This window comes from Streptomyces sp. NPDC033270, assembly GCF_055576575.1.
The window spans coordinates 524,827-541,281 of sequence record NZ_JBVIRA010000002.1 but is presented as its reverse complement, the minus strand read 5'-3'; the positions used below and the strand labels follow the sequence as shown (position 1 = coordinate 541,281).

Genomic DNA, 16,455 nt, shown 5'->3' with positions numbered 1-16,455 from the left:
CGGCCGGAGTGGTGGGGGATGCCGTCAGCCGACGGCCTCCGCGGTTTCCGGGAGCTGGCGGGCGAGCTCGTCGGTGAGCTGGATGACCTCGGCGACGCCGCCGAATTCCCGGGCGGCGGTGTCCACGGTCTTGCGCAGCCGGGTGTTGACCCGCTCCGAGCGGACCTGCCGGGCGAACGGGATGGCCCGCTGCGCCATCTCCGCGCAGGCCTCCGGCTCCTTCTGCAGCAGCCGGACGGTGGCCATGCCGATCAGGTTGAGCGCGTACGAACGCTGATGCTCGGCGTCCTTGCCGAAGAGTTCGACGGCCCGCTCCATGACGGGCTCGGCGAGCGAGGCGTAGGTGGGGCTGCGGCCGGCCACATAGGCCAGATCGCGGTAGGAGTGGGCGTTCTCGGCGTTCAGCTCGGCCTCGGAGAAGAAGCGGATCCAGTCCGGCTCGGGCTCGCCGGGCGCGACGTCGCAGAAGGTGTCCTCGGCCATCCGGACGGCCCGCTTGACCTTGCTGGGCTGGCCCATTCCGGCGTAGGCGCGGGCCTCCATCGCATACAACATCGCCTGGGTGCGCGGGGTCGCCGTCTCCCGGCTGCCGTACTGGGCGAGGTGGATCAGCTCCAGCGCGTCGTCGGGCCGGCCGAGGTGGATCATCTGCCGGCTCATGCTGGAGAGGATGTACGAGCCCAGGGGGCGGTCGCCGGCCTCCTTGGAGGCGTGCAGCGCCAGCACGAAGTACTTCTGCGCGGTCGGCTGGAGCCCGATGTCGTAGCTCATCCATCCGGCCAGTTCGGCGAGCTCGGCGGCGACCTTGAAGAGCCGCTTGGCGACCGGTGCCGGCTGTGGCTCCTGGAGGAGGTCGGTGACCTCGTGGAGCTGACCGACGACCGCCTTGCGCCGCAGCCCGCCGCCGCACTGCGCGTCCCATTGGCGGAACATCGCGGTGGTCGACTCCAGGAGGTCGAGCTCCGGCTTGGACAGCCGCGCGGGCCGCTTGGTCCGGTCGGGCTCCTCCGGGCCGGCCTGGCTCGCGGGGACGGGGACCAGCCAGCGCTGCATGGGCTCGATGAGGCTGGGGCCGGCGGCGAGCACCAGGGACGTGCCGAGGAAGCCGCGGCGCGCCAGCATCAGGTCGCTTCGGGAGAACTCGCTGATGAGGCCGACCGTTTGGGCGCCGGCCCACGGCAGGTCCACGCCGGAGACGGACGGGGACTGGTGCGCGGAGCGCAGACCCAGCTCCTCGACGCCGACCACGCAGCCGAAGCGTTCGGAGAACAGCTCGGACAGGATCCGGGGAATGGGTTCGCGCGGCTGCTCGCCGTCGAGCCAGCGGCGCACCCGCGAGGTGTCGGTGCTGATGTGATGGGCGCCCATCTGGCGCGCCCGGCGGTTGACCTGTCGCGCCAGCTCGCCCTTGGACCAGCCGCTGCGCATGAACCACGAACCCAACTGCGCGTTGGGCTGTTTGACGGCGTCGGTGCCGCCCGTGCCGCCGTTGCCGCCCACTGGAAGCCCCTCCCGATAGCTGCCTTGGTGCCTGGTGCCCCGGCACCTGGTGCATGTCTGGTGCCTGGTGCTCACTGCGAACCACCCGCAGGCTGCCGCCTGTTGCGACGCCTGTCCGGGGTACATCTACCCGATCACGGATTCCGGCCACACCTTTTGGCCTGCGCTCTACCTGTGCGTTGCCACCGGCATACCCGTGCGAATGATGCCTCTCGGGGGTTCGTGCACTGAAAGTAATCCTACGATCACGCCCCCCGCGAGGGCGATTGGGGAAACGCCACCATTCGCCACCCCTTCGAATGAACTCCCCGCCCGGCTCTCACGATTGACTTGACACAGGTCGCGTACGGCCGGGCGGAACGAAGCGCGCAAGGGCTCGCGGCTCACCCCGCACCACCCGGCGCGCCACGTCGCGCCACCGCCACTTCGGGCCGTCGACGGAGCGTGCACGGCGCCCCGACGTCAACCCGCCGACTCGTAACCACTGACACGCACCACCCGTTGGAGGAGGCATGGGCTTCACGATCGGCGGCATCCGGGAGATTCGTTCCGCCTCCCGACGCCGCGTCCGCTCGACCGAGATCACGGCGGTGGCGGAGTACACCGGGCTGTGGGGCTGGGACGTCGCCCCCGGTGCCCGTGCGGTCCGCGCCGGAGGCGGCCGCATGGACTGTTCGTGCGGCGATGCCGGGTGCCCCTCCCCCGGCGCCCATCCGCTGGCCCTGGGCGAGGAGCTGGCGGCGGGCGCCACCCTGGAGAAGGCCGCCGCGGTGTGGGCGGAGACGCCGGGCGCCGCCATCCTGCTCCCGGTGGGCCGCTCGTTCGACATCCTCGACGTGCCGGAGGTCGCGGGCCGGGTCACGCTGGCGCGCCTGGAGCGGATGGGCCTGCCGCTCGGCCCGGTGGCCGCGACCCCGACGGGCCGTGCGCTGTTCTTCGTCGCGCCGGGCGCGGCCGCCGCACTCCCCGATCTGCTCTACCGGACGGGCTGGGACGACGCGGCCCTCGACCTGCGCCCGCTGGGCCCCGGCGACCACATCACCGCTCCCCCGTCCGACCACGGCGGGCACGGCCCGATGCGCTGGCTGCGCCCGCCGGCCCTGGACACCGCCGACCGGCCGCCGCAGGCGCGCCTGCTCCTGGGCACGCTGGCGTACGTCTGCGCCCGTCTGTGCGCGTGAGCCGGCGCTGCTCCCGCGCACCGCGGGGGGAGCAGCGGGATGGCGCGGGCCCCGGCGGCGCCTCACCGCACGCCGCGCGCCGCCGTCCGCCGGGTGCGGTCGAGGAGCGTACGCAGGACGGCCTCGGCGTGGGTCCACAGCACCGCGCCCCCGATGCCCGGCACGAGGTGCCGGACGGCTACGGGGATCCGCAGCGCGAGTCCGGCTCCCTGGTCCGGTGAGTGGCCGGTGTCCTCGGCGCCGTACCACAGGTCCACCGGGATCGTGATCGCGCTGTAGGCGAGGCCCCACCGGCCCATGGCCAGCACGGTGTCCCGGGCGTACCCCTGCGGGCCGGGCGCGAAGGCCTCCCGCAGCGCTTCCTGGTAGGCGGCGGCGAAGGCGGGCTCCTCGTAGACCGCGCGATCGCAGTCCGGGCTGCCGGCCCGCACCATGTTCCACATGTCCTGGGGGGTGAACTTCGCCAACAGCCGCTCCGCGGTGTCCGGGTCGTGTACCGCGAGGCGGACGAGCCGGGCCAGTTCGTCCGGGAGCCGGCCGGCGAACCGCGGGTCGGCGACCTCGTCCGCCCCGGAGACCACCGCCAGCGCGCCGATGACGTCGTGTGCGGCGCAGGCCAGGGCGAACGGCGCGCCCTGTGAGTTGCCGACCATGGCGGGCCGGTGCAGGCCGCGCCGGGCGGCGAATTCCCGGATGTCGGCGGCGAAGCCGGCGAAGGTGCGGCGGGGTTCGGGTGAGGAGGCTCCCAGGCCGGGCCGGTCCAGGCCGATGAGCCGGACCCCGAGCGCCTCGACGGCTTCGGCGCCGAATCCCAGCCGCCGGCTGGTGGCCGCGCCCGGTGAGAGCAGCACCGGTGTGCCGTCCACCGGGCCCCACTCCGCCCAGCCCAGCAGCCGTCCGTCGGGGAGTCGTTCGGTGCCGGTGCGTGCCGGGGCGGCGATGCGTAACGTCATGATCCAAGAGTGCCGCACGGCCCGGAGACGGCATCGGCCTCCGTACCCGACAGGTGCGGGTACGAAGGCCGATGGCAGCCGGGGCGTGGCGCCCTGGCGGCGGGATCAGTCGATAAGGGCGTCAACGAACGCCTTCGGCTCGAACGGCGCCAGGTCGTCCGCGCCCTCGCCCAGTCCGACGAGCTTGACCGGGACTCCCAGTTCACGCTGGACGGCGACGATGATGCCGCCCTTGGCGGTGCCGTCGAGCTTGGTGAGCACCACGCCGGTGATGTCCACGACCTCGGCGAACACCCGCGCCTGCACCAGGCCGTTCTGGCCGGTGGTGGCGTCCAGGACGAGGAGTACCTCGCCGACCGGGCCGTGCTTCTCGACGACCCGCTTGACCTTGCCGAGCTCGTCCATCAGGCCGGTCTTGGTGTGCAGCCGGCCGGCGGTGTCGATCAGGACGACGTCGGCGGACTCGGCGATGCCTTCCTTCACGGCGTCGAAGGCGATGGAGGCCGGGTCGCCGCCCTCGGGTCCACGGACCGTGCGGGCGCCGACCCGCTCGCCCCAGGTCTGCAGCTGGTCGGCGGCCGCGGCGCGGAAGGTGTCGGCGGCGCCGAGGACGACGGACTTGCCGTCGGCGACCAGGACGCGGGCGAGCTTGCCGGTGGTGGTGGTCTTGCCGGTGCCGTTGACGCCGACGACCAGGACGACGCCGGGGATCTCGTCGCCGCCGTTGCCGATGCCGTTGGCGGTGTGCACGGTGCGGTCGAAGTCCGGACCGATCAGGGTGAGCAGCTCCTCGCGGAGCAGTTCGCGCAGGTCCTCGGGGGTGCGGGTGCCCAGGACCTTGACCCGCTCGCGCAGCCGGTCGACCAGCTCCTGGGTGGGGGCGACGCCGACGTCGGCGGTGAGCAGGGTGTCCTCGATCTCCTCCCAGGTCTCCTCGTCGAGGTGCTCGCGGGACAGCAGGGTCAGCAGGCCCTTGCCCAGGGTGTTCTGGGAGCGGGAGAGCCGGGCCCGCAGCCGGACCAGCCGGCCGGCGGTGGGCTCGGGCACCTCGATCGCGGGCGCGACGGGCGCCTCGGGCTCGGCGACCGGCGCCTCGGCCTCGGCCTCGGGGGCCTCGGCGGGGGGCAGGGTGACTTCTTCGATGGTGCGACGGTCTTCGTCGCGGGGGGTCTCGGCCTCCTCGCCGACATGCGGTTCGGCAGGGGGCGCGGTGACGGAGGGCTTGGGGGCAGCCGGCGGGGACGGCGGCAGCTGCTTCTTCTTGCGGCCGCTGACGACGAGCCCGCTGATCGCGCCGAGCACGACCACGGCGATGACTACAGCAAGGATGACGAATTCCATAACCCTTCCAGTATCAGTCACGCCTCGCCGAGGGGGACCGCACGCGCCGAACCTGGATCCTCGACATCCGGAATGAATCTGGATGTGTAGCATCCTGATTCACTCCCCGGGGACCGCCCCGCGGAGCAATGGGAGGGGAATCCGGATGTTTGATGTCCTGGTTTTGGGCGGCGGTTTCGCCGGCCTGTGGAGCGCCGCCGCGGCGACCAGACTGCTGCGCGCGCACGCCACCGGGCCCGCGGCGCACACCGTGGCGCTGCTCACCCCGGACCCGGATCTGGTGCTGCGGCCGCGCCTCTACCAGGCCGATCCGGCCCGGATGCGGGTGCCGCTGGACCGGGTGCTGGGCCCGGTCGGGGTGCGGCGGATCGCCGCCCGGGCCGTCGCGGTCGACACCGACCGGCGCCGGGTCACCGCCACGACGGCCGACGGCGGCCGCACCGAGGCGACCTACCGGCGCCTCGTCCTCGCCACCGGGAGCGCACTCGTCCGGCCCGAGCTGCCCGGCGCCGCGCTGCTGCACGACATCGACACCCTCCCGGCGGCCGTACGGCTGGCGGAGCATCTGCGGGCGCTGCCCGAGGCGCCGGTCGGGCCGGGCCGCTGGACCGCGGTGGTGGCCGGCGCCGGCTTCACCGGGCTGGAGCTCGCCACCGAGCTCGTCGGCCGGCTGCGCGCCCTGGCGGCGCCGCACGGCGCGGCGCACGAGGTGCGGATGGTACTGGTCGAGCGCGCCGCGGTGGTCGGCGAGCGACTGGGCGCCGCGGCCCGGCCGGTGATCACCCGGGCGCTGGACGAGCTGGGTGTCGAGCGCCGCCTCGGCACGACGGTCACCGGCCTGGACGAGCGCTCGGTGCGCCTGTCGGACGGCAGCACCCTGCCGGCCCGTACGGCCGTGTGGACCGCGGGCATGCGGGCGAGCGCGCTGACCGCGCAGATCCCCGCGCCCCGGGACGCCCTGGGACGGCTGGCCGTGGACAGCGCCCTGCGGGTGCGCGGTGTCGCGGGCGTCTACGCGGCCGGGGACACCGCGGCGGCCACCGACCAGGGCGGCCACCCGCTGCCGCAGAGCTGCCAGCACGCCACCCCGCTCGGCAAGGTGGCCGGCCACAACGCCGCGGCCGATCTGCTCGGCCTGCCGCCGGCGGACTTCGCCCCCGACCCGTACGCGACCTGCCTGGATCTCGGCGAGGCCGGCGCGGTGGCCACCAGCGGCTGGGACCGGACGCTGCGCGAGGGGCCCGAGGGCTTCGCCAAGGACCTCAAGCGCGCCATCAACGAGTCATGGATCTCACCGCCGGTCGGCGACGCGGGGGAACTGCTGCGGCGGGCGGACCACAGGATCAGTCAGCGGCGGGCCGTCCCGGTTTCCGGCTGATCAAACCTGGTCAAAGGGGTCGGACTGGACCCTTTGACGAGCATGGGTCACACTCGTCCTCGTCAAGGGGTCCAACAGTGCACAGTGGCAGAAGTTGGATCAAAGTACGATGGTGGACGGCCGCGCAACGCGCGTAGAGTCCTGGCAATTGAATTCTGGCCGGGCATCACAGCCGCTGCCTGCACCTCCTGATTCGGGGGTGCCCCCCAGATCCCCGCACGGAGATACCTGCACCCATGGACACCAGCACCATGTCCGCGTCCACTCCCGAGACCGAGGGCGCCGTCGAGACCCGTGGCATCGAGCCCGTTCCCGACCACGAGCGCCGGGGCCGGGTCCGCGAACTCTTCCCCACCTGGGTCGCCGCCAACATCAGCGTGCTGTTGCTCACCATGGGCGCCTCCCTGGTGATCAACAACGGGCTGAACTTCTGGCAGGTCCTGATCGTGGCCGCCATCGCCTCCGCCGTCTCCTTCGGCATGGTCGGCCTGCTGTCGGTCTCCGGTAAGTGGGGCGGCGCCCCGGGCGCGATGCTCTCGCGTGCCGCCTTCGGCGTGCGGGGCAACTACTTCCCGGGCGCGATCCTGTGGGTCGCCCGCTTCGGCTGGGAGACGATCAACGCGGTCACCGGCGCGTACGCCATCCTGACCGTGCTGAACCTGGTGTTCGGCATCAAGCCGAACAACGTCCTGATCGTCGTCACGCTGCTCGGCTTCGTCGCCTGCACCTTCCTGGTGAGCGGTCTGGGCCGCAAGGCGCTGAACCTGTGCAACAAGTACTCGACGTACCTCTTCAGCGCGATCAGCGTGGTCGTCCTGGTCCACCTGATCGTCAAGATGCCGTGGAGCGACATCCTCTCCAAGTCGCCGGGCAGCGCCACCCTGATGATCGCGGGCATCGGCACCATCGCCGCCGGCGGCATCAGCTGGGTCCCCACCGGCCCGGACTTCGCGCGCTACCTGCCGCACTCCGCCTCCGGCAAGAAGATCGTCGGCACCACCATCTCCGGCGCGGCCCTGGTGCTGATCCCGATGGTGATCATGGGTGGCGTGATGGCCGTCGGCAACCCGTCGCTGGCCAACCAGAACACCGACCCGATGTCGTTCCTCGGCCAGGTCCTGCCGACCTGGATCGCGATCCCGTACCTGATCACCGCGCTGATCGGCATGATGCTGATCAACAGCCTGTCGATGTACTCCGCGGGCTTCACCGCCCAGACCATGGGCGTGAAGCTGCCGCGCGCCATGGCGGTCAGCATCAACGCCCTCATCAGCCTGGTCGGCGGCCTGTTCATGATGCTGGTGGCCAAGGACTTCATCGGCCAGTTCATCGCCTTCCTGACGCTGCTCGCGGTCTCCTTCTCCGCCTGGATCGGCGTCTACGGCATCGACATGGCGCGGCGCCGCAAGCTGGCCGTGCGCTATGACGCCGAGAGCCTGATGAACACCGGCCGCACCAGCCGCTACTGGTACGTCGGCGGCTTCTGCTGGCAGGCCATGACCGCCTGGTCGGTCGCGCTCGTCGCGGGCCTGTGCTTCACCAAGGTCCAGTGGTTCACCGGCCCGCTGGCCACCACCTGGATCGGTGAGAACGGCCTGGGCTGGGCGGCCACGATCGCCATCGCCGCGCTGGTCTTCGCCGTACTGCCGGCGCCCAGGGAGACCGTCCCGGCGGCCGCCGACGCACAGCAGTCCAAGGCCCGGCAGCGGATCGAGGTGGGCTGACCCCCGGCCGCCACCGGGCCCCGGCCGACGCGGCGGCCGGATCACACCCCTAGTGAACTGACGCCACGTCAGCTAACGTCCCCTTCGCCAACCGTTCTTGGCGAAGGGGACGTTTGCCATGTCCGCTGTACCCGTCACGGTCGTCCGCTTCAACCTCGTCGACCCCTCCCCCACACCCGCCGCGCTCTCCGCCCGCTACCGCGCCGCCGTCGAGATGGCCGCCTTCGCCGACGACCGCGGTCTGACGATGGTCCAGACCGAGGAGCACCACGCCACCACCAACGGCTGGATGCCCTCGCCGCTCACCTTCGCGGGCGCCGTCTTCGGCGCCACCCGCCGCATCGGCGTCACCGTCTCCGCGCTGATCACCCCGCTGCACGACCCGCTGCGGCTGGCCGAGGACCTCGCCTCGCTCGACCTGCTCAGCGGCGGCCGGCTGACCACCGTCGCCGGCCTCGGCTACCGGCCCGAGGAGTACGCGGCGCACGGCAAGGACTGGCGGCGCCGGGGCGCGCTCCAGGACGAGGTGCTGGCGACGCTGCTGTCCGCCTGGACCGGCGAACCGTTCACCTATCAGGGGCGTACGGTCCAGGTGACCCCGCGCCCGTACACCCGCCCGCACCCGACGCTGCTGATCGGCGGCAGCTCCCGCGCCGCGGCCCGGCGCGCCGCCCGCCTGGGGCTGCCGCTCTTTCCCAGCGCCCACCTCCCGGAGCTGGCGGCCTACTACCACGAGCAGCGCGCGGCCTTCGGCACCGACGGCTGGGTGCTGCAGCCGCCGGAGCAGACCTCGCTGCTGCACCTGTCCGAGGACCCGGACCGTACGTGGGCCGAGTACGGCGGCCATCTGCTGCACGAGGCGCGGACGTACGCCTCCTGGCAGTCGGCCGGCACCCGCTCCGCGGTGCGCTCGACCGCGCGGGACGCCGAAGCGCTGCGCCGGGAGGGCGTCTACCGCGTCCTCACCCCCGACGAGTGCGTGAAACTGGCCCAGGAGACGGGCGCCCGGGGCTCGTTGATCCTGCACCCGCTGTGCGGCGGGATGCCCGTCGACGAGGGCTGGCGCTCACTGCACCTGTTCGCCGAGCAGGTGCTGCCCCGCCTCGGCTGAGGCGGGGCGGGCACGCCTCAGCCCTCGGGGTAGAAGACGAAGATCGTGCAGCCGGTCTCCGAGCGCGGAATGTGCCAGGAGCCCGCGGGCGCATGGAGGAACGACCCCGCCTCATGGTCGCCGAAGCCGTCGTTGAAGGTGCCCGAGACGACGAAGACCTCCTCCGGCCCTGGCTCGTGCACATCGATCCGCTCCCAGGCGGCCCCCGGATCGATCTCCAGTACCTGGGCCCTGGCCCCGTTGTCCCCCGTCCACAGGGGACGGATCCGGACCCCCGGGAACAACTCCTCCACCGGTGCGTCGGCCACCGCCGACCACACGTAACCGGCCATCTCCCGACCGCTGATCGCCTTTTCGTGCCGCGTGCTGTGCTGTGTCATGCCGTCAGCCTCGCGTGCCGGGACCCTGGTCCCCCAGTGTCAGAAAAGACGTCCTCGGGTACTTTCCTGCCATGCCCCATGATCGCCCCGTCGATGCCCCCGAGGACGACCGCAGCGGCACGGCGCCGCACCGTGTGGTGGTCCTGGTCCATGCGCCCCAGGGCCCCTTCGAACTCGGCTGCGCCGCCGAGGTCTTCGGCACCCGCCGCGCCGGCCTGCCCGTCCACTACGACTTCACGGTGTGCACCGAGGTACCCGGTCCGGTGCGGACGACGGCCGGCTACGACATGCTCGTCACCGAGGGGCTCGGCGCCCTGGAGACGGCCGACACGGTCGTCATCCCGGGCTGGATACCGCAGGACGAGCCGCTGACGCCCGCCGTGCACGAGGCCCTGCTCGGCGCGCGGCGCAACGGGGCCCGTCTGGTCACCATCTGCTCCGGCGTCTTCGCCCTGGCCCAGACCGGTCTGCTCGACGGCCGCCGGGCGACCACGCACTGGGCGCGCGCGGCCGAGCTGGCGGCCCGTTTCCCCCGGGTGCGGGTCGATCCGGGGGTGCTCTACATCGACCACGGCGACGTGGCCACCAGCGCCGGAGCCGCGGCCGGCGTCGACCTGTGTCTGCATATCGTACGCAGCGACCACGGCGCCGCCCATGCCGCGCGGATCGCCCGGCACATGGTCATGCCGCCGCACCGCGAGGGCGGCCAGGCCCAGTACGCGGCCCCCTCCCCGGGCGACCGGATCGATCCGGCGCTCGCCATGGACCGGTCGCTGGCCCCGCTGCTGGAGTGGGTGGCCGGCCGGCTGCCCGAGCCGCTCTCGGTCGAGGACATGGCCGGCCGCCTGCGGGTGTCCTCGCGCACCCTGGCCCGCCGGTTCACCGAGCAGCTCGGCACCAGCCCCGGGCAGTGGCTGCTGGGCCGACGGATCAACGCGGCCCGCACCCTGCTGGAGGAGACCGATCTGCCCGTCGAGGCGATCGCCGTGCGGGTCGGGCTGTCCTCGGCGACCAACCTCCGCCGCCGCTTCCAGCAGGCCCTGCACACCACGCCGGCGGCGTACCGCAGGGCGTTCCGTACGACCGGCGCCGGCCCGGGCCAGGGCCCCGGTCCCGGTCCCGATACAAAGACTGCTGCCCCGGGTCGCCTTGGGACCCGGGGCAGCAGCCAGTACTGAGGAGAAGGACTGGCGGGGGGTTAGCCCATCTCCTCCAACGCCTTGCCCTTCGTCTCCTTCACGAACTTGAGCACGAAGGGGATCGAGAGCAGGGCGAAGAATGTGTAGATCACGTACGTACCCGAGAGGTTCCAGTCGGCCAGGCTCGGGAAGCTGGCGGTGATGGCCCAGTTGGCGATCCACTGCGCGGAGGCGGCGACGCCCAGCGCGGCGGCGCGGATCTTGTTCGGGAACATCTCGCCGAGGAAGACCCAGACCACGACGCCCCAGGAGAGCGCGAAGAAGAGCACGAAGACGTGGGCGGCGATCAGGGCCACGGTGCCTTCGGCGGCCGGCAGCGTACCGGCGGCGGTCTTGGCGGAGAAGGCCCAGGCCTCCAGCGCGAGCGCGATCGCCATACCGGCCGAGCCGATCAGTGCCAGCGGGCGGCGGCCGATCTTGTCGACGAAGATCATCGCGATGACGGTGCCGATGATGTTGATGATCGACGTGGTGAAGCTGTAGAAGAACGAGCTCTCGGGGTTGATGCCGACGGACTGCCACAGCGTCGAGGAGTAGTAGAACGCGACGTTGATGCCGACCAGCTGCTGGAAGACCGAGAGGCCGATGCCGACCCAGACGATCGGCAGGAAGCCCATCTTGCTGCCGAGCAGGTCCTTGAACGTGGACTTGTGCTCGCTGCGCATCGCCTGGTCGATCTCGGCGACCCGGGTGTCGAGGTTGACCGTGTGGCCCTCGACCTCGGCGAGCACCTCCTTGGCGCGCTCGAGCTTGCCGACGGAGATCAGGTAGCGCGGCGACTCGGGGATCGCGAAGGAGAGCAGACCGTAGAGAACCGCCGGGACGACCATCACGCCGAGCATCCACTGCCAGGCCTCGAGGCCGGCGATCGTGCCGCGCTGCTTGCCGTCGGCGAGGTTGAGGATGCCCCAGTTGACGAGCTGGGAGACGGCGATGCCGATGACGATCGCGGCCTGCTGGAACGAGCCGAGCCGGCCACGGTAGGCGGACGGCGAGACCTCGGCGATGTAGGCCGGGCCGATGACCGAGGCCATACCGATCGCGAAGCCGCCGATGATCCGCCAGAAGGCGAGGTCCCAGAGGGAGAAGGGCAGGGCCGACCCGACGGCGCTGATGGTGAACAGCACCGAGGCGATCTGCATCACACGGATGCGGCCTATCCGGTCCGCGATCCGGCCGGCGGTGGCGGCGCCGATGGCGCAGCCGATCAGCGCGACGGCGATCACCTGGGCGAGTACGGCGGACCCGACGTCGTAGCGGCTGCGGATCGCCTCGACGGCACCGTTGATGACGGAACTGTCGTAGCCGAAGAGAAAGCCGCCCATCGCGGCAGCCGCGGTGATGAAGATGACATGGCCGAGGTGCTCGGGGTGGGCCTTACGGCCTTCCGGGACCGTCGGCTGCGCGGTGCTGGTCAACGTGAACTCCAGTGGCCCGGCTGCGCTGCCGGGCGTAGGGGGCTGGCCCTTCTAGTGGTGCATAGGTTGGGGGTACCCACCACTTGAAGGTAAAAGCAACGTTGCAGAGACTATGCCTTCAAGTTTCGAAGTCAATACCGCGTAATGATTTTGTTTCTCGGTAACCCGAGGCGACATTCGTTCAAGTTGTGAACTGATGGAGTGTCGGACACTCCGTGCGATCATCGACGGGGACAGCCGGGAACAAAAGGGGGCATACCGGAGGGCCGTCTCCGTGGTCAGTGCAGCCGCTGGCTGATCACCTTCGAGACGCCGTCCCCTTGCATCGATACCCCGTAGAGCGCGTCCGCGACCTCCATCGTCCGCTTCTGGTGCGTGATCACGATCAGCTGGGAACTCTCCTGCAGCTCCTCCATGATCCGGATCAGCCGCTGCAGATTGGTGTCGTCCAGCGCCGCCTCGACCTCGTCCATCACATAGAACGGGCTGGGCCGGGCCTTGAAGATCGACACCAGCAGCGCCACCGCGGTCAGCGACCGCTCCCCACCCGACAGCAGCGACAGCCGCTTGACCTTCTTGCCCGGAGGGCGCGCCTCGACCTCCACCCCGGTCGCCAGCATGTCGTCAGGGTCGGTCAGCACCAGCCGCCCCTCGCCGCCCGGGAAGAGCCGGGAGAAGACGCCCTCGAACTCCCGCGCGGTGTCGTGGTACGCCTCGGTGAAGACCTGCTCCACCCGCTCGTCGACCTCCTTGATCACCTGCAGCAGGTCGGCCCGGGTCTTCTTCAAGTCTTCAAGCTGTTCGCTCAGGAACTGGTGGCGCTCCTCCAGCGCCGCGAACTCCTCCAGTGCCAGCGGGTTCACCTTCCCGAGCTGCTGGTACGCCCGCTCGGCCGCCTTGAGCCGCTTCTCCTGCTCGGCCCGTACGAAGGCCACTGGCTGGTTGCGGGGATGGCCGGGGTCCTCCGGCAGCACCTCGCCCTCGGCCGGCGGCGACGGCGGCACGGGCTGGTCGGGGCCGTACTCCGACACCAGCGCGGCCGGCTCCACGCCCAGCTCCTCCAGCGACCTGGTCTCCAGCTGCTCGATCCGCAGCCGCTTCTCCGCGCCCAGCACCTCGCCCCGGTGCACCGAGTCCGTCAGCTTGTCCAGCTCGCCCTTCAGCTCCCGGGCGGTGTTGCGCTCGGCCACCAGCGCCTGCTCCCGCTCGGCCTTGGCCCGCTCCGCGGCGCCCCGCTCGGCATCGGCCCGCACGACCGAGACCTCGACGTGCGCCAGCAGCTGCCGGGCCCCGGAGGCGACCGCCCCGGCCACCGCCGCCTCGTGGCGCAGCCGGGCGCGCCGCTGTTCGGCCCGCGCCCGCGCCTCGCGCTCGGCGCGCGCCCCCCGGTCCAGCGCATCCGCCCGTCCGGCCAGCGCCTTCACCCGCTCCTCGTGCGTACGCGCCTGCAGCCGGGCCTCCATCTCGGTCTGCCGCGCATTGGCCCCGTCGGCCGCCAGCCGGTCCCGTACGGAGGTGTCGGGCTCCTCGTCGCCGGCGCCCGGCTCCTCCTCGGCCACCGCCAGCCGCTCGGCCAGCTCCTCGGCCTCCTCGGTGGCCCGCGTCAGCGCCTCCTGCGCCCTGGCGGCCGCCGCGGCGGAGCGCTCGGCCTCGCCCGCGGCGGCCCGCGCCTGCCCGCCGAGCCGCCCCAGGTCCCCGGCGACCTTCGACTTCTCCCGGTCCGCCGCCCGCCGCCGCTCGGCCCACTCCTCGACCAGCGCGGCACACTCCGTACGGCGCTCGGCCGCCGCCCGCTGCGCCTCGGCCAGCTCCTCGCAGCGCGCCGCCAGCTCCTCCAGCTCGGCCGCCGCCTCGTCGACGGACGCCTGCACCTCCAGCAGACTCGGCGCGCCGGCGGAGCCGCCCTGCGCGAAGTGCGCCCCGAGCAGATCGCCCTCACCGGTCACGGCGACCAGTTCCGGCCGCGCGGCCACCAGGTCCTCGGCGTCCTCCAGCGTCCCGACGACCACGACATCCCGCAGCAGCCGGGCCACCGCAAAAGCCAACTCCGGCGGCCCCTGGATCAGTTCACCGGCCGGTACGGGCGCGGAGCGGGGTCCGGGAACACGGTGTACGGCGGCCTCGGAGGCACCACTGTCACCACCGACGCCATGCGCCCCACCGGCCCCATCGCTCCCGGCCCTCGCCGACACCGCCACGGCCTCTACGGCCTCCGTGGGAACCCTCTCCTCCACGGCCCGCGCGGGCCCTGGCACCAGCCCGGTGGCGCTCCCGCCGCGGCTCCTGCCGTCCCCCAGCAGCAGCGCCGCGCGCCCCGCGTCCTGCTTGCGCAGCAGCCGGATGGCGTCGGCGGCGGTGGCCGGTCCGTCGACGGCGACGGCGTCCGCGGCCGCTCCGAGCGCGGCCGCGACCGGGATCTCGAAGCCGGGGGTGACGGTCAGCAGCTCCGCGGCCGGGCCGAGCAGCCCGCCGAGGTGGTCGGCCGCGGCCAGCAGGGCCCCCGTGCCGTCCTTGCGGCGCAGCCCGAGAGCCAGTGCGTCGTGCCGGGCGGCGGTCGCGGCGCGCCTGCGCTCGGCCGCGGTCAGCGCCTCCCGCGCGGCGGTCAGCGCGGCCTCCGCCTCCGCCAGCTCCCGACGGGCCGCGTCATGCCCCGCCGCGCTCTCCTCGTCGTCCGCGTCCAGCCCCTCGACCTCGGCCCTGAGCTGCTCGTACTCCTCCTGGGCGGCGGCCGCCCGCGCACGGGCACCGTCCCGGGCCTCGGCGAGCCGCCCGATCTCCGCCTGCGCGGAGGCGGCCCGGCCGCGGGCGGCGGTGACCTGTCCGCTCAGCCGGGCCAGGCCCTCGCGCCGGTCGGCGAGGGCCCGCGCCGCGTCCCGCAGCCGCCGCTCCTCGTCCGCCAACTGCCGCTCCAGCCCGGCGCGGTGTTCGACGGTGTCCTCCAGCGCCCGGCTCGCGGCCTCCAGCGCGGCCGCCAACTCCGCCTCCTGCTCGCGGATCCGGGCCGCCTCGCGCTCCATGTCCTCCGGGTCGCGCCCGCGCCGCTCCTCCGGCGGGGCCGCCGTGGCGCTCTTGACCCGCGCCTCGGCCAGCGAGATCGTGCCGCGCACCCGCTCCGCGAGCTGTGACAGCTCGTACCAGGTCTGCTGCGCGCGCTGCACCCGCGGGCTGAGCCTGCGGACCTCCTCCTCCAGCGCGGCCTCCCGCTGCTGGGCGGTGCGCAACCGCTCCTCGGCGGCCTGCTTGCGCTCCTTCAGGGCCGCCTCGTCCGCGATCTCGGCGCGCAGCGCCCTGCGCAGGGCGACGAGATCGTCCGCGAGCAGCCGCAGCCGGGCGTCGCGCAGATCGGCCTGGATGACGGCGGCGCGCCGGGCCACCGCGGCCTGTCGCCCCAGCGGTTTGAGCTGGCGGCGCAGCTCGTCGGTCAGGTCCTGGACGCGGGCGAGGTTGGCCTTCATCGCGTCCAGCTTCCGCAGCGCCTTCTCCTTGCGCTTGCGGTGCTTGAGGACGCCGGCCGCCTCCTCGATGAAGGCGCGCCGGCCCATCGGATCGGCGTGCAGCACCGAGTCCAGCTGCCCCTGTCCGACGATGACGTGCATCTCCCGGCCGATACCGGAATCGGAGAGCAGTTCCTGGATGTCGAGCAGCCGGCAGGTGTCCCCGTTGATCTGGTACTCGCTGCCGCCGTTGCGGAACATGATCCGGGTGATGGTGACTTCGGCGTACTCGATCGGCAGTGCACCGTCGGAGTTGTCGATGGTCAGCGAGACCTCGGCGCGGCCGAGCGGCGGCCGCCCGGTCGTCCCGGCGAAGATGACGTCCTCCATCTTCCCGCCGCGCAGCGACTTGGCGCCCTGCTCGCCCATGACCCACGACAGCGCGTCCACGACGTTGGACTTGCCGGAACCGTTGGGGCCCACGACGCAGGTGATGCCCGGCTCGAACCGGAGCGTCGTGGCGGAGGCGAAGGACTTGAAGCCTCGCAGGGTCAGACTCTTGAGATGCACGCCGTTGGACTCTACCGGCCCCCTCTCGGCGGGCGGCCCCAACATTCCGGGGCCGGTCGCCGGCGCCGTACGGCCCCCGGGTATCCGCGCCGTTCATTTTCGGTTTCACCAAGGAAAGCGCAGGGCACATCATGCGGTAAGGGAGGGGCGGCACGGCCGAAATGGCCTCTGGTCACGCGATCGACGTGCCGGAAGGACGAGCCGGGAAACGACGAAGGGACGCCGAAGCGTCCCTTGCAGATCTTGAAGAGAGCGGTGCCTCAAGC

11 protein-coding genes are annotated in these 16,455 nt (G+C 72.4%); 5 read left to right on the top strand and 6 right to left on the bottom strand.

Annotated elements, in window-relative coordinates; genetic code table 11:
• Positions 1 to 24 precede the first annotated feature (24 nt).
• Entirely contained in the window at positions 25 to 1,500 is a 1,476-nt protein-coding gene (nsdA, locus tag ACZ5XZ_RS05915) for a transcriptional repressor NsdA (protein ID WP_468974850.1), read from the bottom strand.
• A gap of 512 nt (positions 1,501 to 2,012) precedes the next feature.
• Here nsdA and ACZ5XZ_RS05910 point away from each other — a divergent pair.
• Positions 2,013 to 2,681 carry a bifunctional DNA primase/polymerase gene (locus tag ACZ5XZ_RS05910; RefSeq protein WP_468974849.1) on the top strand — a complete coding sequence of 223 codons (669 nt, stop codon included), beginning with the start codon at positions 2,013 to 2,015 and terminating at the stop codon, positions 2,679 to 2,681.
• A gap of 62 nt (positions 2,682 to 2,743) precedes the next feature.
• Here the strand turns inward: ACZ5XZ_RS05910 and ACZ5XZ_RS05905 are convergent, their stop codons facing one another.
• Together ACZ5XZ_RS05905 and ftsY are read right to left on the bottom strand one after the other, a co-directional pair.
• Positions 2,744 to 3,634 carry an alpha/beta fold hydrolase gene (locus ACZ5XZ_RS05905; RefSeq protein WP_468974848.1) on the bottom strand — a complete coding sequence of 297 codons (891 nt, stop codon included), beginning with the start codon at positions 3,632 to 3,634 and terminating at the stop codon, positions 2,744 to 2,746.
• Positions 3,635 to 3,739: 105 nt separating this feature from the next.
• Complete coding sequence (gene ftsY / locus ACZ5XZ_RS05900) at positions 3,740 to 4,975, bottom strand: signal recognition particle-docking protein FtsY (protein WP_468974847.1); 1,236 nt, start codon at positions 4,973 to 4,975, stop codon at positions 3,740 to 3,742.
• Between the two features lie 145 nt (positions 4,976 to 5,120).
• Between ftsY and ACZ5XZ_RS05895 the strand changes: the two genes are divergently transcribed.
• The 3 genes from ACZ5XZ_RS05895 (at position 5,121) to ACZ5XZ_RS05885 (ending at position 9,188) form a co-directional block, all read left to right on the top strand.
• Positions 5,121 to 6,353, top strand: coding sequence for an NAD(P)/FAD-dependent oxidoreductase (locus ACZ5XZ_RS05895; RefSeq protein WP_468974846.1), 1,233 nt, complete (start codon positions 5,121 to 5,123; stop codon positions 6,351 to 6,353).
• Positions 6,354 to 6,589: 236 nt separating this feature from the next.
• Entirely contained in the window at positions 6,590 to 8,077 is a 1,488-nt protein-coding gene (locus ACZ5XZ_RS05890) for a purine-cytosine permease family protein (protein ID WP_468974845.1), read from the top strand.
• Between the two features lie 118 nt (positions 8,078 to 8,195).
• The gene (locus tag ACZ5XZ_RS05885) at positions 8,196 to 9,188 is read left to right on the top strand and encodes an LLM class flavin-dependent oxidoreductase (RefSeq protein ID WP_468974844.1); all 993 of its coding nucleotides are present in this window, start codon (positions 8,196 to 8,198) and stop codon (positions 9,186 to 9,188) included.
• 17 nt (positions 9,189 to 9,205) lie between these two features.
• Here the strand turns inward: ACZ5XZ_RS05885 and ACZ5XZ_RS05880 are convergent, their stop codons facing one another.
• Positions 9,206 to 9,568 carry a cupin domain-containing protein gene (locus ACZ5XZ_RS05880; RefSeq protein ID WP_468974843.1) on the bottom strand — a complete coding sequence of 121 codons (363 nt, stop codon included), beginning with the start codon at positions 9,566 to 9,568 and terminating at the stop codon, positions 9,206 to 9,208.
• Between the two features lie 71 nt (positions 9,569 to 9,639).
• On the opposite strand from ACZ5XZ_RS05880, the gene ACZ5XZ_RS05875 reads away from it, so the two are divergent.
• The gene (locus ACZ5XZ_RS05875; RefSeq protein WP_468974842.1) at positions 9,640 to 10,746 is read left to right on the top strand and encodes a GlxA family transcriptional regulator; all 1,107 of its coding nucleotides are present in this window, start codon (positions 9,640 to 9,642) and stop codon (positions 10,744 to 10,746) included.
• A gap of 20 nt (positions 10,747 to 10,766) precedes the next feature.
• Here the strand turns inward: ACZ5XZ_RS05875 and ACZ5XZ_RS05870 are convergent, their stop codons facing one another.
• Together ACZ5XZ_RS05870 and ACZ5XZ_RS05865 are read right to left on the bottom strand one after the other, a co-directional pair.
• Positions 10,767 to 12,185, bottom strand: a complete 1,419-nt coding sequence (locus tag ACZ5XZ_RS05870) for a sugar porter family MFS transporter (RefSeq protein WP_468974841.1) — start codon at positions 12,183 to 12,185, stop codon at positions 10,767 to 10,769.
• Positions 12,186 to 12,463: 278 nt separating this feature from the next.
• Positions 12,464 to 16,189 (bottom strand): chromosome segregation SMC family protein, encoded by a 3,726-nt coding sequence (locus tag ACZ5XZ_RS05865; protein ID WP_468974840.1) that lies wholly within the window; start codon positions 16,187 to 16,189, stop codon positions 12,464 to 12,466.
• Positions 16,190 to 16,455 lie beyond the last annotated feature (266 nt).

Excerpts from the sequence above, each read along its gene's own strand:
- ACZ5XZ_RS05910 (WP_468974849.1), top strand. The coding sequence starts at position 2,013 with ATGGGCTTCACGATCGGCGGCATCCGGGAGATTCGTTCCGCCTCCCGA.
- ACZ5XZ_RS05905 (WP_468974848.1), bottom strand. The coding sequence starts at position 3,634 with ATGACGTTACGCATCGCCGCCCCGGCACGCACCGGCACCGAACGACTC.
- ftsY (WP_468974847.1), bottom strand. The coding sequence starts at position 4,975 with ATGGAATTCGTCATCCTTGCTGTAGTCATCGCCGTGGTCGTGCTCGGC.
- ACZ5XZ_RS05895 (WP_468974846.1), top strand. The coding sequence starts at position 5,121 with ATGTTTGATGTCCTGGTTTTGGGCGGCGGTTTCGCCGGCCTGTGGAGC.
- ACZ5XZ_RS05890 (WP_468974845.1), top strand. The coding sequence starts at position 6,590 with ATGGACACCAGCACCATGTCCGCGTCCACTCCCGAGACCGAGGGCGCC.
- ACZ5XZ_RS05885 (WP_468974844.1), top strand. The coding sequence starts at position 8,196 with ATGTCCGCTGTACCCGTCACGGTCGTCCGCTTCAACCTCGTCGACCCC.
- ACZ5XZ_RS05880 (WP_468974843.1), bottom strand. The coding sequence starts at position 9,568 with ATGACACAGCACAGCACGCGGCACGAAAAGGCGATCAGCGGTCGGGAG.
- ACZ5XZ_RS05875 (WP_468974842.1), top strand. The coding sequence starts at position 9,640 with ATGCCCCATGATCGCCCCGTCGATGCCCCCGAGGACGACCGCAGCGGC.